Origin of the sequence: Streptomyces sp. NPDC090119, assembly GCF_044747085.1 — a bacterium.
In the GTDB taxonomy this organism is placed as follows: Bacteria; Actinomycetota; Actinomycetes; order Streptomycetales; family Streptomycetaceae; genus Streptomyces.
Window position 1 is genome coordinate 468660 of sequence record NZ_JBIVDK010000006.1, and the last position, 26682, is coordinate 495341.

At 72.3% G+C, this 26682-nt stretch carries 28 protein-coding genes and 1 tRNA gene; 15 read left to right on the forward strand and 14 right to left on the reverse strand.

All coding sequences use genetic code 11. The annotated features are described in order from the left end of the window. Nucleotides 1-134: 134 nt before the first annotated feature. Nucleotides 135-218 (forward strand) — tRNA-Leu (locus ACIPPM_RS26795). Nucleotides 219-266: 48 nt separating this feature from the next. Here ACIPPM_RS26795 and ACIPPM_RS26800 read toward each other — a convergent pair. Then, a complete protein-coding gene (locus ACIPPM_RS26800) occupies nt 267-527 on the reverse strand; it encodes a hypothetical protein (RefSeq protein WP_401452366.1) in 261 nt (86 codons plus the stop codon). A gap of 171 nt (nt 528-698) precedes the next feature. Next, nucleotides 699-1106, reverse strand: coding sequence for a helix-turn-helix domain-containing protein (locus ACIPPM_RS26805; protein WP_401452368.1), 408 nt, complete (start codon nt 1104-1106; stop codon nt 699-701). A 239-nt stretch (nt 1107-1345) separates the two neighbouring features. On the opposite strand from ACIPPM_RS26805, the gene ACIPPM_RS26810 reads away from it, so the two are divergent. The 5 genes from ACIPPM_RS26810 to ACIPPM_RS26830 all read left to right on the forward strand — a co-directional run bounded on the left by ACIPPM_RS26810 (nt 1346) and on the right by ACIPPM_RS26830 (nt 5804). Further along, nucleotides 1346-1561 (forward strand): hypothetical protein, encoded by a 216-nt coding sequence (locus ACIPPM_RS26810; protein ID WP_401452370.1) that lies wholly within the window; start codon nt 1346-1348, stop codon nt 1559-1561. A gap of 68 nt (nt 1562-1629) precedes the next feature. Then, a complete protein-coding gene (locus tag ACIPPM_RS26815; RefSeq protein ID WP_330236235.1) occupies nt 1630-1848 on the forward strand; it encodes a hypothetical protein in 219 nt (72 codons plus the stop codon). A gap of 122 nt (nt 1849-1970) precedes the next feature. Beyond that, nucleotides 1971-3911: a hypothetical protein gene (locus ACIPPM_RS26820; RefSeq protein ID WP_401452372.1), complete on the forward strand. Its 1941-nt coding sequence runs from the start codon at nt 1971-1973 to the stop codon at nt 3909-3911. An 85-nt stretch (nt 3912-3996) separates the two neighbouring features. Then, nucleotides 3997-4668 carry a hypothetical protein gene (locus ACIPPM_RS26825; protein WP_401452374.1) on the forward strand — a complete coding sequence of 224 codons (672 nt, stop codon included), beginning with the start codon at nt 3997-3999 and terminating at the stop codon, nt 4666-4668. Between the two features lie 275 nt (nt 4669-4943). Beyond that, nucleotides 4944-5804, forward strand: coding sequence for a Bax inhibitor-1/YccA family protein (locus ACIPPM_RS26830; protein WP_389006746.1), 861 nt, complete (start codon nt 4944-4946; stop codon nt 5802-5804). A gap of 72 nt (nt 5805-5876) precedes the next feature. On the opposite strand, the gene ACIPPM_RS26835 is transcribed toward ACIPPM_RS26830, so the two are convergent. Next, nucleotides 5877-6104, reverse strand: a complete 228-nt coding sequence (locus tag ACIPPM_RS26835; protein ID WP_389006748.1) for a DUF4287 domain-containing protein — start codon at nt 6102-6104, stop codon at nt 5877-5879. Nucleotides 6105-6202: 98 nt separating this feature from the next. On the opposite strand from ACIPPM_RS26835, the gene ACIPPM_RS26840 reads away from it, so the two are divergent. Next, nucleotides 6203-6514 carry a hypothetical protein gene (locus ACIPPM_RS26840; RefSeq protein ID WP_401452376.1) on the forward strand — a complete coding sequence of 104 codons (312 nt, stop codon included), beginning with the start codon at nt 6203-6205 and terminating at the stop codon, nt 6512-6514. Nucleotides 6515-6523: 9 nt separating this feature from the next. On the opposite strand, the gene ACIPPM_RS26845 is transcribed toward ACIPPM_RS26840, so the two are convergent. The 3 genes from ACIPPM_RS26845 to ACIPPM_RS26855 all read right to left on the reverse strand — a co-directional run bounded on the left by ACIPPM_RS26845 (nt 6524) and on the right by ACIPPM_RS26855 (nt 9989). Next, on the reverse strand, nt 6524-7306 hold the full coding sequence (locus ACIPPM_RS26845; protein ID WP_401452377.1) for a hypothetical protein: 783 nt from the start codon (nt 7304-7306) through the stop codon (nt 6524-6526). A gap of 294 nt (nt 7307-7600) precedes the next feature. Continuing rightward, entirely contained in the window at nt 7601-8821 is a 1221-nt protein-coding gene (locus ACIPPM_RS26850; RefSeq protein WP_401452379.1) for an acetyl-CoA C-acetyltransferase, read from the reverse strand. A gap of 145 nt (nt 8822-8966) precedes the next feature. Next, complete coding sequence (locus tag ACIPPM_RS26855) at nt 8967-9989, reverse strand: SGNH/GDSL hydrolase family protein (protein WP_401452381.1); 1023 nt, start codon at nt 9987-9989, stop codon at nt 8967-8969. A gap of 161 nt (nt 9990-10150) precedes the next feature. Here ACIPPM_RS26855 and ACIPPM_RS26860 point away from each other — a divergent pair, with 161 nt between their 5' ends. Next, nucleotides 10151-11542, forward strand: coding sequence for a cystathionine beta-synthase (locus ACIPPM_RS26860; RefSeq protein WP_393595245.1), 1392 nt, complete (start codon nt 10151-10153; stop codon nt 11540-11542). Nucleotides 11543-12064: 522 nt separating this feature from the next. Here ACIPPM_RS26860 and ACIPPM_RS26865 read toward each other — a convergent pair. Next, nucleotides 12065-12715 carry a LysE family translocator gene (locus tag ACIPPM_RS26865; RefSeq protein ID WP_401452383.1) on the reverse strand — a complete coding sequence of 217 codons (651 nt, stop codon included), beginning with the start codon at nt 12713-12715 and terminating at the stop codon, nt 12065-12067. Nucleotides 12716-12829: 114 nt separating this feature from the next. On the opposite strand from ACIPPM_RS26865, the gene ACIPPM_RS26870 reads away from it, so the two are divergent. After that, a complete protein-coding gene (locus ACIPPM_RS26870; RefSeq protein WP_401452385.1) occupies nt 12830-14167 on the forward strand; it encodes a PLP-dependent aminotransferase family protein in 1338 nt (445 codons plus the stop codon). An 18-nt stretch (nt 14168-14185) separates the two neighbouring features. Here the strand turns inward: ACIPPM_RS26870 and ACIPPM_RS26875 are convergent, their stop codons facing one another. Together ACIPPM_RS26875 and ACIPPM_RS26880 are read right to left on the reverse strand one after the other, a co-directional pair. After that, complete coding sequence (locus ACIPPM_RS26875) at nt 14186-15568, reverse strand: glycosyltransferase (protein ID WP_401452387.1); 1383 nt, start codon at nt 15566-15568, stop codon at nt 14186-14188. Beyond that, complete coding sequence (locus ACIPPM_RS26880) at nt 15565-15705, reverse strand: hypothetical protein (RefSeq protein WP_401452388.1); 141 nt, start codon at nt 15703-15705, stop codon at nt 15565-15567. Before ACIPPM_RS26880 ends, ACIPPM_RS26875 begins: the two co-directional genes overlap by 4 nt. 300 nt (nt 15706-16005) lie before the next feature. Between ACIPPM_RS26880 and ACIPPM_RS26885 the strand changes: the two genes are divergently transcribed. The 3 genes from ACIPPM_RS26885 to ACIPPM_RS26895 all read left to right on the forward strand — a co-directional run bounded on the left by ACIPPM_RS26885 (nt 16006) and on the right by ACIPPM_RS26895 (nt 18472). Continuing rightward, entirely contained in the window at nt 16006-16827 is an 822-nt protein-coding gene (locus ACIPPM_RS26885) for an ATP-binding cassette domain-containing protein (protein ID WP_401452390.1), read from the forward strand. Next, nucleotides 16824-17483 carry a hypothetical protein gene (locus ACIPPM_RS26890; protein ID WP_401452391.1) on the forward strand — a complete coding sequence of 220 codons (660 nt, stop codon included), beginning with the start codon at nt 16824-16826 and terminating at the stop codon, nt 17481-17483. Before ACIPPM_RS26885 ends, ACIPPM_RS26890 begins: the two co-directional genes overlap by 4 nt. Nucleotides 17484-17629: 146 nt before the next feature. Beyond that, nucleotides 17630-18472: a MurR/RpiR family transcriptional regulator gene (locus ACIPPM_RS26895; RefSeq protein ID WP_401452393.1), complete on the forward strand. Its 843-nt coding sequence runs from the start codon at nt 17630-17632 to the stop codon at nt 18470-18472. A 70-nt stretch (nt 18473-18542) separates the two neighbouring features. Here the strand turns inward: ACIPPM_RS26895 and ACIPPM_RS26900 are convergent, their stop codons facing one another. The 5 genes from ACIPPM_RS26900 to ACIPPM_RS26920 all read right to left on the reverse strand — a co-directional run bounded on the left by ACIPPM_RS26900 (nt 18543) and on the right by ACIPPM_RS26920 (nt 22275). Beyond that, complete coding sequence (locus tag ACIPPM_RS26900; RefSeq protein WP_389006771.1) at nt 18543-18914, reverse strand: hypothetical protein; 372 nt, start codon at nt 18912-18914, stop codon at nt 18543-18545. Nucleotides 18915-18937: 23 nt separating this feature from the next. Next, nucleotides 18938-19438 carry a roadblock/LC7 domain-containing protein gene (locus ACIPPM_RS26905; protein WP_401452395.1) on the reverse strand — a complete coding sequence of 167 codons (501 nt, stop codon included), beginning with the start codon at nt 19436-19438 and terminating at the stop codon, nt 18938-18940. A gap of 31 nt (nt 19439-19469) precedes the next feature. Further along, entirely contained in the window at nt 19470-20294 is an 825-nt protein-coding gene (locus ACIPPM_RS26910; RefSeq protein WP_401452397.1) for a transcriptional regulator, read from the reverse strand. Further along, nucleotides 20291-20680 carry a hypothetical protein gene (locus ACIPPM_RS26915; RefSeq protein ID WP_078858580.1) on the reverse strand — a complete coding sequence of 130 codons (390 nt, stop codon included), beginning with the start codon at nt 20678-20680 and terminating at the stop codon, nt 20291-20293. The genes ACIPPM_RS26910 and ACIPPM_RS26915 overlap by 4 nt, the downstream gene beginning before the upstream one ends. A 194-nt stretch (nt 20681-20874) precedes the next feature. Further along, nucleotides 20875-22275, reverse strand: coding sequence for a diaminopimelate decarboxylase (locus ACIPPM_RS26920; protein ID WP_401452399.1), 1401 nt, complete (start codon nt 22273-22275; stop codon nt 20875-20877). 147 nt (nt 22276-22422) lie between these two features. Between ACIPPM_RS26920 and hutU the strand changes: the two genes are divergently transcribed. The 3 genes from hutU to ACIPPM_RS26935 are packed head-to-tail and all read left to right on the forward strand — an operon-like array spanning nt 22423 to nt 26641. Continuing rightward, entirely contained in the window at nt 22423-24087 is a 1665-nt protein-coding gene (gene hutU, locus ACIPPM_RS26925; protein WP_030814333.1) for a urocanate hydratase, read from the forward strand. Nucleotides 24088-24104: 17 nt separating this feature from the next. After that, nucleotides 24105-25307 carry an allantoate amidohydrolase gene (locus tag ACIPPM_RS26930; RefSeq protein WP_401452498.1) on the forward strand — a complete coding sequence of 401 codons (1203 nt, stop codon included), beginning with the start codon at nt 24105-24107 and terminating at the stop codon, nt 25305-25307. Beyond that, the gene (locus tag ACIPPM_RS26935) at nt 25304-26641 is read left to right on the forward strand and encodes a formimidoylglutamate deiminase (RefSeq protein ID WP_401452401.1); all 1338 of its coding nucleotides are present in this window, start codon (nt 25304-25306) and stop codon (nt 26639-26641) included. Before ACIPPM_RS26930 ends, ACIPPM_RS26935 begins: the two co-directional genes overlap by 4 nt. Nucleotides 26642-26682 lie beyond the last annotated feature (41 nt).

Sequence of the window (26682 nt, forward strand, 5' to 3'; positions counted from 1 at the left end):
GTGCGGATGGCTCGTTCCGTGGTCTGATGCACCCTCAGACATCAATAAAATAAGACAACGTCGGTCCGTATTCTCCGCTGTCCGAGTGAGCCCTCCCGATAGGCTCTGGATCTCGAATGCGGAGCCCACGGCCTGCCCGGATGGTGGAATGCAGACACGGCGAGCTTAAACCTCGCTGCCCCTTCGCGGGCGTGCCGGTTCGAGTCCGGCTCCGGGCACATTCTCTTGTCGTGACGGGCCGACGAAGCCGACCGCCGTCCCTCGTCTCACCCCTCGTACACCGTCAGCACCGCACCGTCGACCTCGATGCTGCGACCCGCCCGCATGCCGTTGCGGCGCAGGGCGTCCAGGCAGGTGTGGAAGAGGGCCAGTTCCTCCGTGTCCAGGATGGCCGCGGCGAGGTCGAGCAGCTCGTGGACCGCCCGGTCGGTGAGCACCTCGGGGAGTTCGCCGGACAGGAGTACGACGGACTCGCCGTCCGGGCCCCGGACCACCGCGGTGGCAGGCCCGCCATGCACGAACAACATGTTCCCCCCAAGGGCCCGTGGTCGTGCGGCTCTCGCTCCTCGGGCAGGACGAGAGACTAGCGGGGGATCTCGGCCCGTTCGGGTGGACTTGCTTTCTTTTTCCGAGTTGGCGGAAGCGCGCCCGGGTCGGGGCGCCGTTCGGACACCCCGTGACGCGCCCCGGTACGGGGCTCAGTCCCGCTGGTCCGGGTTGGCCGCGCGGCCGAGCAGGGACTCCACCAGCGCGGTGACATGTCTGCGGTCGTCGGACGACAGCCGCTGCACGCTGGCGATCAGCAGATCCACCTCGGGGTCCCCGGAACGGGGTGCGGCCGGGGTGTCGTCCGCACCGGCCGGGTTGCCGTACACATGGATGCCGCACGCCTCGGCGGCCGCCCGGCGGACGATGTCCAGCGGGAGTTCGAGCCCCTTGGCCAGGCCCTCCAGGGTGCCGGCCAGGGGCATGCGCACCACGCGCTCGGTGGTGGCCAGATGGTGGACGGTGGAGCGGGGGACACCGCCGCGACGTGCCACTTCGCCGTAGGACCAGCCCTCGCGGTCCAGGCGCTCGCGGATCAACTGCTGCAGTGCGTTGGCCACCGTCGGTCACTTCCTGCTCGTCCTGCTCGCCACTCGGCCGCACGTCCCTGTCGGGAGGGAGTCTACGGGCGAGTAGCTGAACCGCCGACAGAGCGATTACCCAAAAGGGTTGCGGGCAGCCGCCGCGAGGGCCTAGTGTCCAATCTCGTTGGACAGCTCGTCCGACCAAGTTGGACAGAGTCCGGGGGGAACCTGACTCGGTCCGACCGGAAACGCCCATTTCCCGAGGGGGAATCACCATGATGGACGCCCACGAGCTCGAGGCCGAGTCCGCCGAACTGCTGCCCGGCCGCGAGGCCCTCGGCAAGCTGAAGTTCAGCTTCAACAAGACGGTCAACGTCACCAAGCACGTCGCCAACATCGAGGCCGCCAACCAGTCGGCCGCCCTCAACGACCACTCGGCGTGGTCCGTCGCCAACTCCGGCGCGTCGCAGGCGATCAGCGTCAGCCAGTAGCCCGGAGCTTCGGGAACATCCAGCACGTCAGGCAAGACAGGCAAGACAGGTAAGAGGGGAACACCATCATGAGCATGGACATGCGCGATCTGGACGCCGAGTCCGCGGAGCTGCTGCCGGGCCGCGAGGCCCTGGGCAAGCTGAAGTTCAGCTTCAACAAGACGGTCAACGTCACCAAGCACGTGGCCAACATCGAGGCCGCCAACCAGTCCGCCGCGCTCAACGACCACTCCCTGTGGTCGGACGCCCAGTCGCACGCCGGACAGACGATCACCGTCAAGCAGTAGCCCCACCGCCGCGACGGCGGTCACGGGGGCGGACCGCGCCCGAGCACGGGCCGGTCCGCCCCCGCGGCCATGCCGGGGGGAGAGCGGCGGCGAGGCGGCATCGACGTGGGGGGAGACCACAGATGACGGTGCTGGGGAACGGCACGACCACGCTGTACGACACCGGACCGCTGCCCGGACCCGGTGGCTGGCCGGTGACGTACGAGCAGGTGGCGACCGGCAGTCTGCCGACAGCCGGGGTGCCCGCCCGGCCCGTCCCGAGGCTGAGCGCCGGGATGCGGCTGCACGGCGAGTACCAGGGTTCGGGGTTCACCGAGTCCAAGTACATCGCCCGTCGGGGGGACGGGCAGGTCGTGCAGCTCTCGCGCCTGCTGTACCTGGTGGCGTCGTCCGTCGACGGGGTCCGCGACGACGACACGATCGCCCACCGGGTCAGCGCCCGCTTCGGCCGCGAGGTCAGCGCGGAGAACATCCGCTACCTGGTGGAGAACAAGCTCGACCCGCTGGGCGTGACCGTCCCGGAGGGCCAGGAGAGCGACGAGGTCGACGCCCCGCGCTCCGACCTGCTGCTCGCCCTCAAGGGCCACCGGGTCATCTTCGACGAGCGCCGCACCGCCCGGATCGCCAAGTCGCTGGCCTGGCTGCACCGGCCGGTGGTGGTCGCGGCGGTGCTGCTGGCGGCCGTCGTCATGGACGTCTGGCTGTTCGGCTTCTTCGGCGCGATCGAACCGGTGCTGGAGGTGCTGGACCAGCCGGTGCTCATCCTGCTGGTCTTCGTGCTCACCGTGGCCTCGCTCGTCTTCCACGAGTTCGGCCACGCCTCCGCGTGCCGGTACGGCGGGGCCAGACCGGGCTGCATCGGCTGCGGGCTCTTCCTCATCTGGCCGTCGATGTACACCGACGTCACCGACGTCTACCGGATCAACAAGGCCGGGCGCATCCGCACCGACTTCGGCGGGGTGTACTTCAACGTCGTCTTCATGCTGGCCATGGCCGGCGCCTACTTCGCCACCGGGGAGCAGTTCTTCCTCGCCGCGGTCTACCTCGGCCACTTCGAGATCCTGGAACAGCTCATGCCCGCCGTCCGCCTGGACGGCTACTACATCCTGGGCGACCTCGCGGGCGTCCCGGACCTGTACGGCAAGATCAAGCCGATCCTGCTCTCCCTGGTACCGGGGACGCGGGGGCAGGCGGCCCGCCAGGAGGTCGCGGGGCTGAAGAAGTCCGCGCGCGTCATCGTCGCCACCTGGGTGCTGACCATGGTGCCGCTGATCGTCGGCGAGCTGGGCTACGGGCTGTGGAACCTGCCCCGGATCATCAGCACGATGATCCGCTCGCTCACCGAGCAGGTCACCGGCACGGGGTCGGCGTTCGCGCAGGGGGACGTGCTGCCCGGCATCGTCGGGGTGCTCGGCACGCTGATGCTGCTGTTCCCGATGGCCGGTGTCCTCTATCTCTCCGTGAAGATCGGCGGCAGGCTGTTCCGGCTCGCCAAACGCTCCACGGCCGGACGGCCCACCCTGCGGATCGCGCTGTGCGGGCTGCTGCTCGCCGGGCTCGGCGGACTCGCCTACGCCTGGATGTCCGGGGTGACCCCGCAGCCGCTGCCGAAGAAGCCGCCCATCGCGCCGATCCTCCAGCCGGGGGTGCCCACCACGCCGCCGCCGTCCCCGGACGCCTCGGCGCCGGGCGCCGGTCCGGGACGCACCTCCGGCGGGCCGGGCACCGCCTCCGGTGAGCCCTCGGCGACACCGGGCGCCCCGGCCGAGGGCAAGCCGGGAGACCCGAGCACCGGGGCCTCGGACGACACCTCCGCCTCCGCCCCGCAGCCCTCCGCCGCCTCCTCGGCGGCCCCGGACAAGCCGACGCGCGGCGAGGACGGCCCCAAGCAGACCGAGAGCAGCAGCGGCGGGGCGCCGGTCGGTCAGCCGTCCACGCAGCAGTCGCCGCCGCCGGTCACCGAGACCTCGTCGGTCCCCTCGGAGAGCGCCACGCCGACACCGACCCCCGAGCCCTCGACGGCGCCGACCACCGACCCACCGGCCCCGGTGTCGTCGTCCTGACCCCGTCGCGGCCCCCGGCCCGGCCGCGACCATGCGTGTGCCGGGCCTCTCATCAGCACGTCCTTCGTTCCTCGGGAGAGAACCCATGAGCAGTCACCGGAAACCACGCAGCAGCCCGTTCAACGGGCGGGCCGTCCGCACCGTCCTCCTCGCCGCCGGTGCCGCGGGCGTGGCCACCGCCGTTCCGGCGCACGCCGCGACCGGGCCCGCGCGGTCCGCCGCGGTGGTCTCGGACAGCGTGTTCACCAACGCCAACCGGCTCCACCACACCCAGGCCCGCGACTCCTTCACCATCCGCGAGTTCGGCAAGGTCAACGCGACCTCCGTCCGCAACCAGGCCCGAGCGGTCTCCATGGGCTGCTCGGTCGACGACCACTGCCGGTCGGTCGCGCTGTCCTTCCAGATCGTCACGGTCGCCGGGGACGCGCACCACCTGAAGGCGGTCAACGTCAGCGACGCGGCCAACAAGTACTGCGACGGCTGCCAGACCCTGGCCGGTGCCTACCAGTTCGTCGTGTCCACGCCGCACGCGCTCACCCTCGACGCGGGGGTCCGCCGCCAGCTGGCCGACGTGCACCGCAGGCTGGACGCGCTGACCCGGTCCACGCTGCCCGCCGCCGAGCTGCAGCAGCGGGTGGACGCCCTCGCGGGCGAGGTGAACGGCGTCCTGAAGGCGGCCGTGGCCAAGGCGCCCAAGGGCACCGAGAAGCCCGACGTCACCCTGCACCGCCGACTGGACGGCTGGCCGGGCCACTGACCCCGGTCTGACCGTCCCTCCCGGCCGGCCGCCGGTCCCCGCGAGCGCCTCCCGCGGGAACCGGCGGCCGGCCTCCTTCCGTGCCTGTCCTCCTCCGTGCCAGGTCAGGTACATAAGAGCTGGCATATAAGAGGACCGGGCTGGGAACATGGCTCCCGCGCGGTGCGTTGGTCAAGCACGGTGAAGGAAAGATCCTCCTCAAGGAGCAGGGCCGATTCTTTGCCAGTCCATTACTCTTGAGCCAAGGCTGCGCACGGCAGCCATGGAGGAGTGAAATGAGGAGCAGCAACCCGGTCTTCTCGCGCCGAGGGTTCGGTCGCGACAACGGCTACGCAGGCTTCGACACCGCACAGCAGGCCGGGTACGCGCAGGGCAACCCGTACGGCCAGAACCCGTACGCGCAGAACCCGTACGCGCAGACCACCGTCGGCCAGGGCGCACCGCCGCAGGCGCCGCCCACGACCGGCCGGATGACGATGGACGACGTGGTCGTCCGCTCGGCGACCACGCTGGGCGTCGTCGTGCTCGGCGCGGTGCTCGCCTGGGCCCTGCTGCCGGTCACCCCGACCAGCTTCGCGCTGGCCTTCGGGTCGGCGCTGATCGCCATGGTCCTGGGCCTGGTGCAGAGCTTCAAGCGCAAGCCGTCGCCCGCGCTGATCCTGGGATACGCGGCCTTCGAGGGCGTCTTCCTCGGGGTCATCAGCGAGATGTACAACAGCCGGTGGAGCGGCGCCCCCTTCCAGGCGGTGCTCGGCACCATGGCGGTCTCCGCCGCCACCCTGCTGGTCTACAAGGCCGGCTGGATCCGCGTCACCGCCCGGTACGCCCGCATCGGCATGGCCATCGCCATCGCGTTCGTGCTGGCCATGGCGGTGAACATGCTGCTGGTCGTGTTCGGGGTCGCCCCGGACGGCGGACTGCGCGGCATGGGCCCGCTGGGCGCGATCGTCGGCGTCCTCGCCATCCTGCTCGGCGCGTTCTTCCTGACGCTGGACTTCAAGCAGATCGAGGACGGCATCGCCTACGGCGCCCCGCGCGAGGAGTCCTGGCTCGCCGCGTTCGGTCTCACCGTGTCCCTGGTCTGGATCTACCTGGAGATGCTGCGCCTGGTCGCCATCTTCAGCAACAACGACTAGCGCTTCGGCGCGACGGAGGGCCCCCGGTGCACCCGCACCGGGGGCCCTCCCGCGTGTGCGGGCCGGTGCCCGTCAGCGCAGCTTGCGCGCGGCCCTCCTCAGGTCGTACTCGTGGACGATGGCCTTGGCGTGGCCGTACGCGAGGTCGTGCTCGTGCCGGAGCCAGCTGACCTTGTCCTCGAAGCGGAGGGCCGGGCCCTCGTCGACGGTGCGCAGCCAGTCGGCGACTTCACGGCCGGTGCAGTGCGGGATGCGGGCGAGCAGGTTGCGGTGGGTCTCCTCGGAGAAGACTTGGGACATCGGCGCCTCCGGAAACAAGGGACATCAAGGCCGGTCCTTCAGGTCACCGTGCCCGAGCACGGGCCGCTTGGCAACAGTGCCCGCGTTACGCTCGGCGCGTGCTGGATACGACGCCCCTGACCAAAGCAGTGGAACTCTTCGCCGACCGGCTGCGGGCCGCGCCGCAGAGCCGGTTGCAGCGCGGCGCGGCCGCCGAGGCGCTGGCGGTCGCGCGGGAGCTGGCCCGGCGGGCGCAGGAGCTGGAGGAGCCGGGCAGCGAGCCGCGGGAGATGCCGGACGTGGGGATGTTCGCGGCGGCCGACCAGATCACGGTGGCCGGGCACGACCTGGCGGTCGCGCTGCAAGGCGAGGACCAGCTCGCGGAGGCCGTCGAGCTGGTCGAGGAGGCCCGCAAGCGGGCCGGTGTCTGAGGTGTGCGGCTAGAGCGAGGCGATGACCCGGTCGGCGAGGACGTACACCGTGTCCTCGCCGCAGGCGAAGGTCAGGGTGAAGGCGCCGGAGATGCCGGAGCCGCCCAGCAGCGAGGGGGCCTCGCCCCGCTGGAGCGCCGCGGCCAGCCGTTCGGCGGTCTCGCGGTGGCCCGGGGTCATGCACAGGGTGGTGCCGTCGGCGAAGACATAGACGTCGAGGGTGCCCAGCGGGCCGGGGCGGACGTCGGCGAGCGCGGTGCCCTCGACGGACAGCCGCTCCAGGATGGTGACGGCGCGCTCCTCCTCGTCGCCCACGGGGGACTGCACCGGGACGAAGTCGGGGTGCGAGGGGTGGCGGCGGCGGGCCGCGGCCAGCTCGGGGGAGTCGCCGGGGAACTCGTCCGGCTCGACGCCCGGTTCCGACACCGGCTCCAGGCCCGCGAAGTCGGACGGGCGCGGCAGGAACGTATCGGCGTCCAGGCCGTACAGCGGGGGCGGCGCGTCGGAGAGGTCGCGGACCTCCTGCGCGGCCCAGAAGGCGCGGGCCTCGGCCAGCTCACGCTCTCGCTCCTCGGCGAGCGCGGCGGCCACGGCCTCGCGTATCTCCTCCGCGTCGGCGGTGGTGCGGGCCGCGGGCAGCAGTGCGCGGATCTCGGCCGCCTGATGCGCGGCGAGCTGGGTGTGCAGCTCGGCGATCTGGCGGCGCAGCCGCAGCACGGTGCACAGGACGGCGACGCCCACGGCGCCCGTGGCGGCCGTGGTGAGCAGCAGGGCGATGGACATGGCGCTCACTGACGTACTCCCAGGTTCAAAGTCGACCCCCGACTTCCTACCTCAGCTTGAAGGGTGGACTGACCGCCTGTCAGTGCGTAACGTCACGAAACGGACAGGGTTCTGGCCTCGGCGGCCTCTGGTGCCACTCGGGTCACGGCACTGACCTGCGCCGTTCCCCCAGTGGGCGAGATAGGTCACACCCTGGGGGAGATTGGATCACAAAACGGCCCAGAACCCAGGGGCTTTACCGGGTTCTGGGCCGTTCTCGACCGACCGTGCGGGGACGGTCACCGACGGTCGATCACGCGGGGTTCAGCTGAGGCGCTCGATGACCATCGCCATGCCCTGGCCGCCGCCGACGCACATGGTCTCCAGACCGAACTGCTTGTCGTGGAACTGCAGGGAGTTGATCAGCGTGCCGGTGATGCGGGCGCCGGTCATGCCGAAGGGGTGGCCGACCGCGATGGCGCCGCCGTTGACGTTGAGCTTGTCCAGGTCGATGCCCAGCTCCTGGTAGGAGGGGATCACCTGGGCGGCGAACGCCTCGTTGATCTCGACCAGGTCGATGTCGCCGACGCCGAGACCGGCGCGGCTCAGCGCCTGCTTGCTCGCCTCGACCGGGCCGAGGCCCATGATCTCGGGGGAGAGGCCGGAGACGCCGGTGGAGACGATGCGGGCGAGCGGGGTCAGGCCGAGCTCGCGGGCCTTGGTGTCGCTCATGATGACCAGGGCCGCGGCGCCGTCGTTCAGCGGGCAGCAGTTGGCCGCGGTGACCAGGCCGTCGGGGCGGAACACCGGCTTCAGGCCCTCGACTCCCTCCAGGCTGACACCCGCGCGCGGGCCGTCGTCCTGGCTGACCACGGTGCCGTCGGGCAGCGTGACCGGGGTGATCTCGCGCTCCCAGAAGCCGTTCTTGATGGCCTGCTCGGCGAGGTTCTGCGAGCGGACGCCGAACTCGTCCATCTCCCGGCGGCTGATGCCCTTGAGCCGGGCCAGGTTCTCGGCGGTCTGGCCCATGGCGATGTACGCGTCCGGGATCAGACCGTCCTCGCGCGGGTCGTGCCAGGTGGTGCCCTCCTGCTGCGCGACCTCGGCGGTGCGGGCCTCGGCCTCGGCGAAGAGCGGGTTGCGGGTGTCCGGCAGGCTGTCGGAGTTGCCCTTGGCGAAGCGGGAGACCATCTCGACACCGGCCGAGATGAAGACGTCGCCCTCGCCCGCCTTGATGGCGTGCAGAGCCATCCGGGAGGTCTGCAGCGAGGAGGAGCAGTAGCGGGTGATCGTGCAGCCCGGCAGGTGGTCCATGCCCATCTGCACGGCCACGATCCGGCCGAGGTTGTTGCCCTGCTCGCCGCCGGGCAGGCCGCAGCCGAGCATCAGGTCCTCGATGTCCCGGGGGTCCAGCTCGGGGACCTTGGCGAGCGCCGCCTGGATGATCGTGGCGGTGAGGTCGTCCGGACGCAGGTCCTTCAGGGAGCCCTTGAAGGCGCGGCCGATGGGGGAGCGGGCGGTCGACACGATGACGGCTTCAGGCATCACGGCTCCAGAGGCTTACGGGAATTCGGGCAGGGCCGAGTCGGAAGTTACCCGCCCGTATGGTCCGGGTCACTGCTGCGGCGGTGTGACACTGACCGCAATTGTCTAAGCGCTTGCTTGGCCAGTGTCACACCGCCCTACGGCTTCAGCCGGAGGGCGTGACCGGTTCCGCCTCCCGCACCCGCCGCCGCCTGCGCCGCTTGAGCAGCGCCCACGGGCCGCGTGGCCCGGTCGGCATCGCCGCCGCGACCTCCGTACCCGCCTCCGAGGCCGCCTCGGCGGCCGCGCGGGCCACCGGCAGGAAGCCCTCCCGGCGCGAGGCGTCCGGCCCCTCCTCCTCGGCGGGCCACAGGCCGAGCGCCGCGCAGAGGGTGGGCAGCACCGCCATCGCCGCGGTCGCGTACCCCTCGGCCGAGGGGTGGTAGTGGTCCGGGCCGAACAGCTCGCGGGGGTTGGCCATGAACTCCGGGCCCAGCAGGTCGCCCAGCGACACCGTCCGGCCGCCGCGCTCCACCGCCCCGATGGTCTGCGCCGCCGCCAGCTGCCGCGAGGCCCGCCGGGCCAGCCAGCGCAGCGGCTGCCGCACCGGCTCGATGGTGCCGAGGTCGGGACAGGTGCCGACGACCACCTCGGCTCCGGCCGAGCGCAGCCGCTGTACCGCCGCCGACAGGTGCCGGACCGAGCGGGTGGGCGGGATGCGGCGGGTGACGTCGTTCGCGCCGATCATGATCACGCAGATGTCCGGCGCGGTGATCGGCGCGGCCAGCACCAGCGCCACCTGCCGGTCCAGGTCGTCCGAGGTGGCGCCCGGCAGGGCGACGTTGCGCAGGGACACCGGGCGCTCCGCCACCGCCGCCAGCCCGGCCGCCAGCAGTGCGCCCGGTGTCTGGCCCGCCCGGTGCACGCCCTGCCCGGCGGCCGTGGAGTCGCCCAGCATCGCCAGCCGCAGCGGGGATTCACCGAACAGCCCGTACCCCGCGCCGTACACACCGTCCGCCAGGGGGACCCGGCCGGTGGTGTTGCCGTTGTTCACATGGCGCCGCGCCAGCCGCATCTCCGTCAGCAGCAGTCCGACGGCGGCCGCGCCCACCAGTCCGACCCCGCCACCGCCGTACGCCGCCCCGGCCGCGATGCGCCGGGCCACTCTCGCCCTCGACATGCTCGTCATGCGTCGCCGCCACCTCCTCGTAGCCGTACCCACTCCTTGCCCCGTACGGCATGTGCGCCAATCTCCACACGGAGTGAAGGCCCGTCCGCATCTCCTCCCGCTGGCCGTAGGCTGGCACGACCACGACGACCGCAGTTTTTTGCAAGCAACCGGAGACAACGGTGCATTTCCACGACTCGATGATCAGCCTCGTCGGCAACACCCCGCTGGTGAGGCTCAACAGCGTGACCGAGGGCATCCAGGCCACCGTGCTGGCCAAGGTGGAGTACTTCAACCCCGGCGGTTCCGTGAAGGACCGCATCGCCCTGCGCATGATCGAGGCGGCGGAAGCGAGCGGGGAGCTGAAGCCCGGAGGCACGATCGTCGAGCCGACCAGCGGCAACACCGGGGTCGGGCTCGCCATCGTGGCGCAGCAGAAGGGGTACAAGTGCATCTTCGTGTGCCCCGACAAGGTCAGCATGGACAAGATCAACGTGCTGCGCGCGTACGGCGCCGAGGTCGTGGTCTGCCCGACCGCCGTGGACCCCGAGCACCCGGACTCCTACTACAACGTGTCCGACCGGCTGGTCCGTGAGACGCCGGGCGCGTGGAAGCCCGACCAGTACTCCAACCCGAACAACCCGCTCTCGCACTATCACTCGACCGGCCCCGAGCTGTGGGAGCAGACGGAGGGGAAGATCACCCACTTCGTGGCGGGCGTCGGCACCGGCGGCACCATCTCCGGCACCGGCAACTACCTGAAGGACGCCAGCGAGGGCAAGGTCAAGGTCATCGGCGCCGACCCGGAGGGCTCCGTCTACTCCGGCGGCTCCGGGCGCCCGTACCTGATCGAGGGCGTCGGCGAGGACTTCTGGCCGACCGCCTACGACCGGAACGTGGCCGACGGGATCGTGCCGGTCTCCGACAAGGACGCCTTCCAGATGACCCGCCGCCTCGCCAAGGAGGAGGGCCTGCTCGTCGGCGGCTCCTGCGGCATGGCGGTCGTCGCCGCGCTGCGCGTCGCGGAGGACCTCGGCCCGGACGACGTGGTCGTCGTGCTGCTCCCGGACAGCGGCCGCGGCTACCTCTCGAAGATCTTCAACGACGAGTGGATGGCCGACTACGGCTTCCTGGAGGACGAGGGCCCCAGCGCCCGCGTCGCCGACGTGCTCAAGGACAAGGTCGGCGGCGTCATCCCGTCCCTGGTCCACATGCACCCCGAGGAGACGGTCGGCGAGGCCATCGAGGTGCTGCGCGAGTACGGCGTCTCGCAGATGCCGGTCGTGAAGCCGGGCGCCGGTCACCCGGACGTGATGGCCGCCGAGGTCGTCGGCTCGGTCGTGGAGCGCGAGCTGCTGGACGCGCTGTTCTCCCAGCGGGCCTCGCTCGGCGACCCCCTGGAGAAGCACATGTCGGCCCCGCTGCCGCAGGTCGGCTCCGGTGAGCCGGTGGGCGACCTGATGTCGGTGCTGGGCGCGGCGGACGCGGCGATCGTCCTGGTCGAGGGCAAGCCGACCGGCGTCGTCAGCCGCCAGGACCTGCTGTCCTTCCTCGCCAAGGGCGGGCTGCACTAGGGCCTTTCTTCCGGATCAGGCCGGCTCGGGCCGACGGCGCCTTCGGGCTGACCCGAGCGGGGTCTGGTGCGTGCAGCTGCAAGGCGGAGGAGGGAGTCGACGCGGAGCGTCGGCGAGTGACGACAACGCCGCAGATGTGCGTGCCAGACCCCGCGACCCCGGCAAGATCCGGAAGACAGGCCCTGGCTCACTTGACGGGGGCGTGGCCGAAGCGGCACGAGCGTGTCACGTGCGCGCAGCACCCGCTTAACACGGGCCCGGCACAGTAGTGGGCGTCGGCAAGGGCGATGGGGGTACCTCCCAGGCATTGAGCACTGGGGGAGGCTCCCCCGCCCCCGGCCGACGCCGAACGGCGCCCAGGAGACTTCGGAGCGGCTCCCGGACCTCCAAGGCGCCCCGGACGCGCACGGGCCTGACCCGACCCGCGTCCTTCGCGGGGACCGCCGTCGTCCCGCCCCCCTTCACCGGGGGTGCGGCGGTCCCCGCGACAGTCTTTTACGGGGCTTTCCTTGTACGGGGCTCTCAGCTCGTGGCGCCGGGTCCCGAGGTGTCCACCGCCAGGGTCACGGCCAGCGCCCCCAGCACCGTCCCCATCGCGTACCGCTGGATCTTCAGCCAGGACGGCCGCCGGGCCAGGAACGTGGCGATGGTTCCGGCGGCGAGGACGATGGCGAGGTTCACCGCGACGCTCACCGCGATCTGGCACGCGCCCAGCAGCAGGCCCTGGGTGAGGACGTGGCCCCGGTCCAGGTCGACGAACTGCGGGATCAGGGACACGTACATGATGGCGATCTTCGGGTTGAGCAGGTTCGTCATCAGGCCCATCGTGAAGAGCCTGCGCGGTGGGTCGGGCGGCACCTCGCGCGGGGCGAACACCGAGACGCCGCCCGGCCGCAGCGCCGACCAGGCCAGATACGCGAGGTATCCCGCACCGGCCAGCTTCACCGCGACGTACAGCTCCGGGACCGCGAGGAAGAGCACCGAGAGGCCCAGGTTGGCCGCCAGCAGGTAGGCGAGGAAGCCGAGTGCCACCCCGCCGAGGGAGATCAGCCCGGCGCGTCTGCCCTGGGTGATGCTGCGGGAGACCAGGTAGATCATGTTCGGGCCCGGGGTGAGCACCATCCCGAGGGCCACCACCGTCACCCCCAGGGCCGCGCTGGGCTCGATGAGCATGGAAGGTCCCCCTGTTGGGCGCGTGAGCGGTATTGCCTTGAGGCTATGGACCCTCAAATCTCGGTGCAATAGCCGCTATTGTTCTCGGGGCAATGTCGTGGGAGGGGGCGCGGAGTGAGCGACTACCGGAGCGTGGCCGACGCGGTGGCCGAGGAGATCCGCAGGGGAGCCCTCCGCCCCGGCGACCGGCTGCCCCCGCAGCGGACGTTCGCCCGGCGGCACGGAATCGCCGACTCCACCGCCACCCGCGTCTACCGCGAACTCGCCCGCAGAGGGCTCACCGTCGGCGAGGTCGGCCGGGGCACCTACGTCCGCGCCGGAGCCGGGGCCGCCGCCCCCGCCCTCACCGAACCGGCCGCAGCCCCCGTCGACCTGGAGCTGAACCACTCCACCCTGCCCGGCCATGCCGACCTCCTCGCCGAGGGCCTGGCCCCGCTGACCCGGCCCGACATCCTCGGCGACGCACTCCGCCCGGTCGGCGCCGCGGGCACCCCGGCCGCCCGCGAAGCCGCCGCCGGTCTGCTGGCCCGAGGCGGCTGGCGCCCCGACCCCGGCCAGGTGCTGTTCGCCGGGAACGGCCGCCAGGCCATCTCGGCCGCCGTCGCCGCCCTGGTCCCGCCCGGCGGGCGGCTCGGGGTGGAGGAGCTGACGTACCCCGTCATCCGGACCGCCGCGGCCCGGCTCGGCGTCACGCTCGTACCGCTCGCCATGGACGACGAGGGGCTCGTCCCCGGCGCCGTCGAGCAGGCCCACCGCCGCGCCCCGCTGCACGCCGTCTACACGCAGCCGACCCTGCAGAACCCGCTCTCGCTCACCGCCCCGCCCGCCCGGCTGGCCGCGCTGGCCGAGGTGCTGACCCGGCTGGACCTCCCCGTGGTCGAGGACGCGGTGTGGGGGTTCCTGTGCGACGAACTCCCGCCGCTGGCCGCCCTGTTGCCCGAGCGGACCGTGCTCGTCGACAGCCTCTCCAAGCGCGTCGCCCCCGGCCTCACCCTCGGCTTCCTCGTCGCACCCCCCGCCCGCACCGACCGCGTCGCCACCTCGCTGCGCTCCGGCGGCTGGACCCCCATGCGCTTCCCCCTGGAGGTCATGCGGCGCTGGCAGCACGACGGCACCGCCGGGACGCTCGCACGGGACAAGCGCCGGGACGCGGCCGCCCGGCAGGCGCTGGCGGCCCGGCGCCTCGACGGGTTCGACGTGCGCGGGGACGCCCGTGCCTACCACTGCTGGTGGCGGTTGCCGGAGGGCTGGCGCGCGGACACCTTCGTCTCCGCCGCCGCGCGGCACGGCATCGCGGTCGCCCCGGCAGCCGCCTTCGCCGTCCGCCGCGACAGCGCCCCGCACGCGATCCGTCTCGCCCTCGCCTCCCCACCCGCCGACGCACTCGGCACCGCCCTGGACACCCTGGCGGGCATCGCCCGGTCAGCGCCGGAGGATCTGCTGGCCGACTGACGCCCCGCCCACCGCGCCTCAGGCGGGAATCACATCGCGCCCCTCGGATGCCGCCGTCCGCACCTCCACGCTCCCGCGCGTGCCCCAGCCCGTCTTCCAGCAGGTCGCCATCGCGTAGACGCGCAGTGGCCGCAGTACCAGGGCCGTCCACACCAGCATGATCGGTGTGAGGGCGAAGGTCACCAACTGACTGCCGAAACCCTGGTCGCTGCGCCGGATCGTCAGGTACTTCAGTCCCGTCGCGTAGGCCACCAGCACCGAGAAGAGGAACAGGAACGGCATCACCTCGTGATTGAAGATCGGCGCCAGCACGAACAGGACGAGGAAGGCGAACGAGACCAGGACGAAGTTCAGCCAGGCCGCGAAGTGCTCCCAGTACGCGAACCCCTTCAGGGGCAGGTAGCGGAAGCGCCAGATGGACCTGATGGTGCTGCCCCGCATCCAGCGAAGCTGCTGCCGCCAGTGGTGGCCGAGCTTCTCCGGCAGGACCGTGAAGGCGAAGCTCGACGGCTGCTGGACCGTCCGTCCCCGCAGATGCGCGAAGAGCGTCAGGAGCGAGTCGTCCGAGAACTGCACCTGATGGCCGAGGAAGAACTCCCGCTCGTACGACGGGAGAGCGTCCCGGACGACCTGGGCCCGGTACATGGAGAAGTTGCCGGAGTTCACCAGGACACAGCCCAGCTTGCTCATCGCGCTGCGCACCGCGAGTTGGAAGGCGAGCAACCACGGGTCCGTGATCCGGACCAGCGGATGCCGGGAGTTGAAGGCGAGGATGACGGAGGCCACGCTCGTGACCCGGGGGTCCGCGAAGGGCTTCAGTCCCTCTTCGATGCACTTCGGGTCCATGACCGTGTCGGAGTCCATCGTGGCGAAGATGTCCGCCTCGCCGTTGTCCTTGAAGGTGCGGATCTGCGCGTCACGCTTGCCGGGCACGTCCTGGTGGACCCACTCCACGATCATCGCCGGGAACAGTTCACCCGCCCGCGTCAGCCACTCGTCCCGGATCGCGCCGTAGTCGGGGTTGCCGAGTCCGTTGGTGACGATCTGCACGCGCTGCGGCATCCGGGTCTGCCGCAGGATCGCCTCCAGGACGCGCCGTAACGCCTCCTCGTCCTCCTTGTGCACGGGCACGTTCACCGTGACGAACAGCTTGTCGAGCTGGGCCTGCTGACGTGACGTCGTCCGGTACGGTCGCTCGGTCCACGCCAGCCCGAGATGCCATACGAGCGATCCGAAGACGACCGCCCACAGCAGGGTGAAGCTCTGTGTGCTGGTCCTGCCCTCGGAGTAGGCCACGAGGTTGGCCACATGGCGGGCCGTCCACGCGATGCCGCCTCCCAACAGGATGAGTGCCAGCACCAGATACGTCTTCGAGGCGAGGTGCGCCGTGGGCAGCCTCACCGCTCCGTCGCTCCCTTGCCGCGCCGGAAGCCGACACGGACCATCACGGCACCCATGCCCACGAGCAGCAGGGCCGCCAGCAGGAGCCAGCCCTGCTCGATCTGGAGGCCGCCCACGACGATGGCAGGCCCCGTCATCGGCAACGTCTTCTGGTAGTCCACAGCGAATCCCCCCTGGATTCCTCGAGGCAGGCGAGACCCCGCTCCGGTCCCCACCGGAGCGAACGCCGCCCGAAGCGGCTCCGCTCATGCCATGCCTGGTGCGGGAGGCTGCCCCGGAGCCGAGAGCCCAGCCCGAGATGGCGGGAGCCGCTGTCGAGGCGAGGAGCGACCGGTCTGCGAGCATGCGAAGGTGTCGCGCCGGGCGGAGGAGATCAGGTGTTACGTCTTCAGTCAGTCAGCAAGCGCTACGGCCGTGGCGACTGGGTTCTGAGAGACGTGGACGTGGAAGCCCCGGCCGGTGAGGTCGTGGCATTCGCGGGCGGTAACGGCTCCGGGAAGTCGACCCTGCTGCGGATCGCGGTGGGCCTGACCCGGCCGACCCGCGGCGCGGTGGCCGCCCGGCCGCCCGTGGTCGGGTACGTTCCGGACCGGTTCTCCCCCGCCGAACGCATGTCGGCCGTGGCCTATCTGACGCACATGGGCCGCGTCCGCGGGCTGACCACCTCCGTCGCCTCGGCGCGGGCGGGCCGGCTGCTGGACCGGCTCACCCTGGTGGGCGGCGCGCACGCTCCTCTGCGGAGCCTGTCGAAGGGCAACGCGCAGAAGGTCGCACTGGCCCAGGCCCTCCTGGTGGAACCCGGGCTGCTCGTGCTGGACGAGCCGTGGTCCGGGCTGGACGCCGACGCCCACGCGGTGCTCGCCGAGATCATGGCCGAGGTCGCGGCCGTCGGCGGCACCGTCGTGTTCACCGATCACCGCGAGTCGGTCACCCGAGCCCACGCCACCCGGACCTACACGGTCGACGGGGGCCGCGTGTCGTTGCGGGGGCCGGAGGCGGGGGGTACCGGGACGTCCGACGTCGTACTGACCGCGAGCCGCGACGGAAGCGTGCAGCGAGACCTCGCCTGGGAGCGGCTGGACGGCGTGTTGACGGTGAGCCGGGATGTGACGGGCGTCCGGATGCGGGTGGATCGCGACTCCACCGACGCTCTGCTGCTCACCGCGCTACAGCACGGCTGGTCCGTCGAGCGCGTTACGGGAACGGCCACGGACCACCATCGGACGGCGGACGCCGCGACGTACGGAGGCATGTGGTGATCGCGTTGATCCGCTACACCTTCGCCACCGTGCTGCACACGCAGCGCTACCTCGCTCCGCTGCTCCTGTTCATGGGCCTCATGAGCGTGCTGACCGTCAACGGCAGCGGCCCGCTGCCGGCCGCCTACGCCTCGTCCGCCGGTGCGCTGTTCATCTGCTCGACCTGGCTGACCGTCGCGCTGATGAGCCTGGACGACCCGCCGCAGCGGGCGATCGTCATCGTCTCCGCGGGCGGCCGGTCGCTCACGGTCCTGCTCGCGGCGATCGGCACGGCCCTGCTGAGCTGTCTCGCCCTGATGGTCTTCGGGCTGCTCTTCCCGTTGTGGATGGGTGACTACGCGGTCACCACGACCGACCTCCTGCTCGGCCTGCAGGCGCAGCTCACCTGCGCCCTGGTGGGCATCGCCATCGGCGTACTGTGCTCGCGCCTGGTCTTCCGGCGGCAGGGGTACGCACTGGTCGCGGCTCTCGCGCTGGTGATGGGGGCCCTCTTCGTCAAGGGCCTGTCCCCGGTCAACCGTCTGTTCACCCTGATGTCCACGACCCCCGAGGCGTCGAGGCTGCTCGCCCCCGCCGCCGTCATGCTGGCGATCTCCGTGGTGATCCTCGCCGTGTTCACCGCCGTCGCGCACGTCGTCGCCGGGCGCAGAGGGTAGACCGTCGCCCGCCGCGCTGTATAAAGGTATGCAGGGCCTCAGTCATCTGAATAGGTGGCGGTGCCCGACCCCGCCCCGGCGCTGTAACCTCCGTACTTTCCGCGCGGGGGCGTCAGGACCCGACGACATCTGGAGGGGAGCGCGGCATGAGCGCGAGCGACAGCCCTGCGAACCGGTTGCAGGCGCTCTTCGAGGGGCACCGGCTCACGCCCACCCAGCGCCGCATCGCGCACAGCATGGTGCGCCGCGCCGCCGACGTGCCGTTCCTGTCCAGCGTGGAACTGGCCGAGCTGGCCGGGGTCAGCCAGCCCTCCGTCACCCGGTTCGCCGTCGCCCTCGGCTTCGACGGCTACCCGGCGCTCCGCCGCCATCTGCGCGAGGTCGTCCCCACCGAACCGGCCGCCGACAACGGGGCGTTCAACGAGTACCAGCAGGCCGTCGAGGCCGAGATCGAGAATCTGCGGCACCTCGCCGAACTCCTCGCCGACCCCGCCCCCGTCCAGCGCGCGGGGCGTGTCCTGGCCGCCTCCCGCCCGCTGCCGGTGCTGGGTCTGCGCGCCGCCGCACCGCAGGCGTTCGGCTTCGCCTACTTCGCCGCCAAGGTCCACCCCGACGTCCGGCTGCTCGACGAGGGCGGCTCGATGGTGCAGGACCGTATCGACACCGCCGTCCGGGCCGGTGCCTCCGCGCTGCTCTGCTTCGCGCTGCCCCGGCACCCGCGCGAGGTGCTGGACACCCTCGCGTACGCCAGGGAGGCGGGGCTGACGATCGTCACGGTGGCCGATTCCGCGTTCGCGCCGGTCGCCAAGTACTCCGACCTGCTGCTGCCCGCCGCCGTCGGCACCGGGCTCGCCTTCGACACCGCGTGCGCGCCGATGCTGCTGGGCCGGGTGCTGCTGGAGGCGCTGTGCGACGGGCTGCCCGACGCCCAGGCCCGGCTGGAGGAGTTCGACGCACGGGCGGCGGCCCGGGGGCTCTTCGCGGAGTGAGCCGGGCGACGCGACCCCTGGTGGGGCCCGCCGCCGTGCCACGGCGTCGGTGCAGCTCGGGAGGGCCGGCTCAGACCTCCAGTTCCGCCTCGATCCGCTTCAGCTGGTGCCGGGCCATCGCCAGGTTCGCCCGGCCGTCCAGCACCAGGTAGAGGAACAGCCCGTTGCCGCCGCGGCCCTTCAGCAGCCGGATCAGGTGGTACTGGTCGCTCAGCGTGATCAGGATGTCCTCGATCTCGGCGTTGAGCCCCAGGTGTTCCATGGTGCGCATCTTGGCGCGGATCACGTCGGTGTTGCCCGCGGCGGCGACGTTCAGGTCGAAGGTCTTGCTGCCGCCCAGCGTGCCCAGCGCCATGCCGCTGGTGTAGTCGACGAGCGCGACGCCGGTGGCACCCTCGATGGAGGTGAGCGCCTCTTTGAGCGCCGTTTCGGTGTTCGCCATGGTTCTGCTGTCCTTTCGGAGGTTCAACTCTCGGTTGCGGTCGGTGTTTCGGTGGCCGTGGCCCGCGCGGTGCGGGCGGCGGCGCGGGTACGGGCGGGAGCGGGCCGGGCGGGCCGCTCCGGCGGGCGGCGCCGGGCCTCGGCCTCGGCGGCGTCGAGCAGTTCCCCGACACGGGCGCCCGCCCGGCGGCCCTCCAGGTGCAGCCGCCCGACGTTGACCCGGTCCTGTGCGAGCAGCGTCAGTACGGCGGTGCGTCCGGCCGCGTAGGTGGCGACATAGCCGCGTTCGCCGCGCACCAGCAGTTCCCGGAAGCCGCCGTTTCCGGTGGCGTCGGCGAGCCGGACGGCGACGCCCAGCGAGGCCGCGGTGAGCGCCGCGAGCCCGTCGGGGTCGACGCCGGGGGTGTCATGGGCGACGACGAGTCCGTCCACGCCCGCCGCCAGGGCGCCGGTGAGCTGGGGCACCCGGGTGCGCAGCCGCCGCAGCTCGTCCAGGACGACGGCCAGATCCGATTCGGGCAGCATCAGCTCTCTCCTCTCGGCGGGCGGTTGCCGTTCAAAGCGCCTCCAGCGCATTCCTGAGCCTCTTCAGCAGCGCGATGTCGGGGTCGGTGACCGTGAGCGGGGCGGGCGGCCGGAACGCCGCGGGCGGCGGGTCCGGCGCGGTCGGCACCGGGGACAGCAGGCCGTCCGCCGTGAGCCGCCGTACGTCCACCAGGGTGTGGAACGCCTGGCGCCCCAGGTCGTGGGCGATGCGTGACGCGGTGCGGACGCCGTCCACCCGCTCCAGCACCGCCCGGCGGCGGGCCGGGACCGGGGCCGCGTCGGCCGGGTCGGCCCGGATCAGCGGGGCGCTGTCGGCGGCCGGGTCGGGCCAGAGCCGGTGCAGCAGCAGGCGGCGGCGCAGCGTCTCCCGCTCCAGCGCGACGACCGGCACCGAGGGCAGCGCGCCCGACTGAGGCGTGCCGTCGTAGCGGAAGCGGCCCGGGGTGCTGCTCGGCGCGAGGGCGAAGTACCCGGCGTCGTACAGCGCGTCCAGGTGGCACAGTTCCAGCGCGCCCTCCGGCAGCAGCCCGGCGTCGAGCAGCAGCCGGGCGGCGTCCGACGGGTTCTCGGAGCGCTCGGTGGCGCGCTGCCAGGCGGTCGCCGCGAGGGTGCCATGGGCGGTGAGGAGCACGCCGAGGCCGGGGGCGAGCGGACTCTCGGCGTGCACCACTCTGCCCTGGGCGAGGTAGAGGGTGCCGTGTTCGCGGACGAGGACACCGGTGGCCTCTTCCTCGGCGAGCCGTCTGAGCATCGGGGACAGGGCGCCCGAGGCCACGTCGCGCTGGTCGCTCCGGTCCCGCACGGGCAGCGGCGGGGGTATGTCCACCACGGTCATCCCAGCACCAGCCGGTCGGCCATCTCGCCGAGCCTGATCCGGGCGAGGGCGAGATTGCCCTCCGCGCGGCCCACCCACAGATGGAGGAAGACGCTGCTGTCGAAGGACGTGTCCACGAACCGCAGCAGGTGATAGCTGTCGTGGTTGCTGACGATCACGTCCTCGACGGGTGGTCGCCCGTCCTCGCTCTCCCCGGCCGAGAAGGCGCCGTGTTCGGCGGCCAGCCGGGCCAGTTCGGCGGCCTCGGCGGCCGTGGTCTCGTGGTCACCGCCGGGTGCCTCGCCGACCGTGCCGAGGGCCAGTCCGCTCGTCCAGTCGACCAGCGCGGCCCCTCGGGCGCCGGGCAACCGCATGGCTTCCAGTAAGCATTCGTCGATTCCGGGCACCGTGGGCTCCCTCCCCGCCTGGGACTCCGGCTCAGTGACACTGACACTACGCAACGTGTGCGGGGCGGGTGGGGGCTTTGGCATTTTCCGTTGGAACGTGCGTCCGGCGTACTAGTGTGGGCCGATTGGCGTGCGTTGCACGGAAGTCGGTCCCTTTGTCCCCAGGGTCTTTGTCCTCCGGGCGCGCTCCCGCGTCAACGGCTCCCGGGCGCGCCCAGGGTGGTGAGCGCGTCCGCGTGCGCCCCGCCGGACTCGGCCACGATCTCCGCCACCGTCTGCGGCTCGCGCACGACGGCGAACTCCACGCCCCCGGCACCGTCCGGGACGAACCCGTAAACACCGGGCCGGGCAAGGGAGTTGTAGGAGTAATGGTGGGCGAAGTAGTAGGCGCCGGTGTCCAGCACCGCCGCCAGGTCGCCCTGCTCCAGCACCGGCAGTGAACGGCCCTCGGCGAGCAGGTCCCCGGAGAAGCAGGCCGGACCCGCCACGTCCTGCACCTCCTCCGGCCCGGACTTGGGCTTGCCTTCGGCGTCGTACGCGGCGACCCGGAGCGGCCACTGCGCGGGGGCGTACACCGTCCGCGCGGCCACCTGCACGCCCGCGTGCGTCACCGCGATCCGCCGGCCGCCCGCGCTCTTGGCGTACTCCACCCGCGCCAGCACCGTGCCGTGCTTGGCCAGCAGCGACCGGCCGAACTCGGTCACCAGCCCGTACCGCCCGTCGAACAGCCCCGGCACCTCGGCGGCCAGCAGCCGGGCGTACTCCGCGTACGTCGGCGCGGTCGCCTCGGCCGTGAAGTCGACCGGCAGGCCGCCGCCGATGTCCAGGGTGTCGATCTGGCGCCGCCCGGCCCGCTCGTTGACCTCCTCCGCCAGCGCGTACGCCTCCGCCACGCCCCGCGCCATCAGCGGCAGCGGGATGCCCTGCGAGCCGGTGTGCGCGTGCAGCCGGGTCAGCCACGGCCGGTCCAGATACGCCCGCACCACCCACTCCCTGGCCCCCTCGTCCAGCAGCGCCACCCCGAACTTCGAGGTCGGCGTCGCCGTGGACGTGGCCCCGATCGTTCCACCGCCGACCTGCGGGTTCACCCGGATGCCGAGCGGGGAACGAGTGGGCCCGGCCGCCACCAGGGCGTCGATACGGGCCAGCTCCTGCGGATTGTCCGCGTTGACGGCGACCCCCAGCGCCAGCGCCTCACGCAGCTCGCCGGGCGTCTTGGCGGGAGAGTCGAGCACGGTCCGGGTGGCGGGCACCCCGGCGGCGCGCGCGAGGGCCAGCTCGCCGGGGCTCGCCGCCTCGGCGCCCAGACCGGCCGCGTGCAGCAGGCTCAGCACGGGCACCAGCGGGGCGGCCTTCACCGCGAACGCGTGCAGCACCGGGGTGCCCGGCGTCACCACCGCGTCGAACGCGGCGCGCAGGGCCGCCGCCGACTCCTGGATGCCCGCGACGTCCAGCAGCGCGACCAGCGGCGCGTCCGGGCCGAGCAGCCCGCCGGTCACCGCGCCCCGCACGGCGGCGTCCCGCCGGGCGACACGCGCGGCGGCCTCCCGCTCCCGCCCGTCGGTGCCGTCGTGCTCCACGGTCTGCTGTGCCACGGTGTGCCCTCGTTCCGCTCGCTCGCCCCCGTTCACTGGTTCCAGCCAAACATTCCCGACGCGCGGGCGATGGCACCTGGAACCTATTGACTAGCTCTATTCACGACTGGACTATGTGAATAGCGACAGCAACAGGAGGAGCACACGATGTCGGGACCCCGCCCCGTACGAGCACCGCGCGGCACGGAACTGAGCGCCCTGGGCTGGCAGCAGGAAGCCGCCCTCCGGATGCTCCAGAACAACCTCGACCCCGAGGTCGCCGAGCACCCCGACAAGCTCGTTGTCTACGGCGGCACCGGCAAGGCCGCCCGCGACTGGCGCTCCTTCGACGCCATGGTGCGCACGCTGCGGACGCTGAAGCAGGACGAGACGATGCTCGTCCAGTCCGGCCGCCCGGTCGGCGTCATGCAGACCCACGAGTGGGCGCCGCGCGTCCTCATCGCCAACTCCAACCTGGTCGGCGACTGGGCCAACTGGGAGGAGTTCCGCCGCCTGGAGGCCCTCGGCCTCACCATGTACGGCCAGATGACCGCCGGTTCCTGGATCTACATCGGCACCCAGGGCATCCTCCAGGGCACCTACGAGACGTTCGCCGCCGTCGCCGCGAAGAAGTTCGGCGGCACCCTGGCGGGCACCATCACCCTGACCGCGGGCCTCGGCGGCATGGGCGGCGCCCAGCCCCTCGCTGTGACGATGAACGACGGCGTGGCCATCTGCATCGACGTCGACCCGCGTGCCATCGAGCGCCGCATCGAGCACAAGTACCTTGATGTGAAGGCCGACAGCCTCGAGCACGCCCTCCAGCTCGCCACCGAGGCCCGCGACGCCCGCCGCCCGCTCTCCATCGGCGTCCTCGGCAACGCGGCGGAACTGGTCCCGCAGCTCCTCGCCATGAGCGCCCCCATCGACATCGTCACCGACCAGACCTCCGCGCACGACCCGCTGGCCTACCTCCCGGTCGGCGTCGACTTCGAGGACATGGCCGACGCCGCCGCGAAGGACCCGGCCGGGTTCACCACCCGCGCCCGCGAGTCCATGGCCCGGCACGTCGAGGCGATGGTCGGCTTCATGGACGCGGGCGCCGAGGTCTTCGACTACGGCAACTCCATCCGCGGCGAGGCCCAGCTCGCGGGCTACGACCGCGCGTTCGCCTTCCCCGGCTTCGTCCCCGCCTACATCCGGCCCCTCTTCTGCGAGGGCAAGGGCCCCTTCCGCTGGGCCGCGCTCTCCGGCGACCCGGCCGACATCGCCAAGACCGACCGCGCCCTGCTGGAGCTGTTCCCGGAGAACGAGTCCCTCGCCCGCTGGATCAAGATGGCCGGTGAGCGGGTGCACTTCCAGGGACTCCCGGCCCGGATCTGCTGGCTCGGATACGGGGAGCGGGACAAGGCGGGGGAGCGGTTCAACGACATGGTCGCGAGCGGTGAGCTCGCCGCTCCGCTCGCCATCGGGCGGGACCACCTCGACTGCGGGTCCGTCGCCTCGCCCTACCGGGAGACCGAGGCGATGCTGGACGGCTCCGACGCGATCGCCGACTGGCCGCTGCTGAACGCCATGGTCAACGTGGCCTCCGGAGCCTCCTGGGTCTCCATCCACCACGGCGGCGGAGTGGGCATGGGCCGCTCGATCCACGCGGGTCAGGTGAGCGTGGCCGACGGTACGAAGCTGGCGGGCGAGAAGATCCGGCGCGTACTGACCAACGACCCCGGCATGGGCGTCATTCGGCACGTCGACGCGGGGTACGACATCGCGGAGTCGGTCGCCGAGGAGCGGGACGTGCGGGTGCCCATGCGTGAGGGTGGGGACGCGTGACCTCCTCCTTCCAGGAGATGTGGGCCGAGCTGCTGCCCATCGGGCGGCACCCGGACTCCGGTGGCTACCGGCGCCACGCCTGGACCCCCGCCGACGCCGAGTGCCGGGCCTGGTTCAAGGACCAGGCCGAGGGGCGCGGGCTCACCTACGAGGTCGACCGGAACGGGAACCAGTGGGCCTGGCTCGGGGACCCCGCCGACGGGGACGCCGTCGTCACCGGGTCGCACCTGGACTCCGTGCCGGACGGCGGCGCCTTCGACGGGCCCCTGGGAGTCGTCTCCGCCTTCGCGGCGCTGGATGAACTCCGTTCCCGGCAGGTCCCGTTGGACCGCCCCCTCGGCATCGTCAACTTCGGGGACGAGGAAGGCGCCCGCTTCGGGCTCGCCTGTGTGGGCTCCCGCCTCGCCGCCGGGCAGCTGACCGTCGAGCAGGCCCACCTCCTCACCGACGGCGACGGGATCACCCTGCCCAAAGCCATGGCGGCCGCGGGCCACGACCCCGACGCCATCGGCGCCGACCCCGAACGCCTCGCCCGCATCGGCGCGTTCGTGGAGCTGCATGTCGAACAGGGCCGCGCGCTGGACCTCTCCGGCGACCAGGTCGGCATCGCCAGCTCCATCTGGCCGCACGGCCGCTGGCGGTTCGACTTCCGGGGCGAGGCCAACCACGCGGGCACCACCCGCCTCGCGGACCGGCGCGACCCGATGCCGACGTACGCCGAGACGGTGCTCGCCGCCCGCCGGGAGGCCGAACTCGCCGGAGCCGTCGCCACGTTCGGCAAGATCTCCGTGGAGCCCAACGGGGTCAACGCCATCCCCTCCCTGGTGCGCGGCTGGCTGGACTCCCGCGCCCCCGGCCAGGAGGCGCTGGACACGGTCCTGGACGGCATCACGCGGGCCGCGCGGGAGTACGCGGACGCCCACGGCATCGACCTGGACGTGACCCGGGAGTCCTACACCCCGGTCGTGGAGTTCGACCACGCCCTGCGCGACGAACTCGGCCGCCTGCTGGGCCGGGACACCGGGCTGACGGTGCCCGTGCTGGGCACCGGTGCCGGGCACGACGCCGGGATTCTCTCCGGGACCGTCCCGACCGCCATGCTGTTCGTGCGCAACCCCACCGGTGTCTCGCACTCCCCGGCCGAGTCCGCGACCGAGGACGACTGCGTGGCCGGGGTGCGTGCCCTCGCCGACGTACTGGAAGGACTGGCCCGCAGGTGACCCAGGGAACCTACTGGTTGGAGCACGCCTGGCTCGGCACGAACGCCGAGCCGGGGGTGCTCGTCGAGGTCGCGGACGGCCGGATCACCGCCGTCCGCACCGGCACGCCCGCCCCGCCGCCCGGCGCCGAGATCCTGCGCGGCCTGACGCTGCCGGGCCTGGCCAACGCCCACTCGCACGCCTTCCACCGGGCCCTGCGCGGCACGGTCCAGGTCGGCTCCGGGACCTTCTGGACCTGGCGCGAGGTGATGTACTCCGTGGCCGACCGGCTCACCCCGGAGACCTACCACGCCCTCGCCCGCGCGGTGTACGCCGAGATGGCGCTGGCCGGGATCACCTGCGTGGGGGAGTTCCACTACCTCCACCACGCCCCCGGCGGCACCCCCTACGCCGATCCCAACGCCATGGGCGAGGCCCTGATCGCGGCCGCCGCCGAGGCCGGAATCCGCATCACCCTCCTCGACACCGCCTACCTCTCGGCGGGCTTCGGCGAGCCCCCCGGCCACCCTCAGCTCCGCTTCTCCGACGGCACCGCGGACGCCTGGGCCGAACGCTGTTCAGTTCTCAAGGAACAGGATCACGCGCGGATCGGCGCGGCCGTCCACTCCGTACGGGCCGTCCCCGCCGCCCAGTTGGCGACCGTCGCGGGCTGGGCCGAGGAGCGGCGGGCCCCGCTGCACGTCCACCTCTCCGAGCAGACCGCCGAGAACGACGCCTGCCTGGCCGCGCACGGCGTCACCCCGGCCCGGCTGCTCGCCGACCACGGCGTGCTCGGACCGCGCACCACCGGCGTGCACAACACCCACCTGACCGGCGAGGACATCGCCCTGCTCGGCGGCTCGGGCACCGGCACCTGCATGTGTCCCACCACCGAACGCGACCTGGCCGACGGCATCGGACCCGCCGTCGCCCTGCAGAGCGCGGGCTCCCCGCTGTCCCTCGGCTCCGACAGCCACGCCGTCATCGACCTGCTCGAAGAGGCGCGCGCCATGGAGCTGGACGAGCGGCTGCGCACCCGCACGCGGGGGCACTGGACCGCCGCCGCGCTGCTGCGTGCCGCCACCGAGGACGGTCACGCCGCGCTGGGCTGGCAGGAGGCGGGCGCCATCGAGCCCGGACGGCTGGCCGACTTCACCACCATCGCGCTGGACTCGGTCAGGACGGCCGGACCGCCGCCCCGGCTGGGCGCCGAGACGGCCGTATTCGCGGCGAGCGCGGCGGACGTCCGGCACACGGTCGTGGGCGGCCGCCAGGTCGTCCGGGACGGGGCACACGCGCTCGTGCCCGACGTGCCATCGGCTCTCGCCGACGCGATCGGCGCCCTGCGCGACTGACCCCCGCCGGCCTCCCCACCGGCCCCCCTACCGGCATCCCC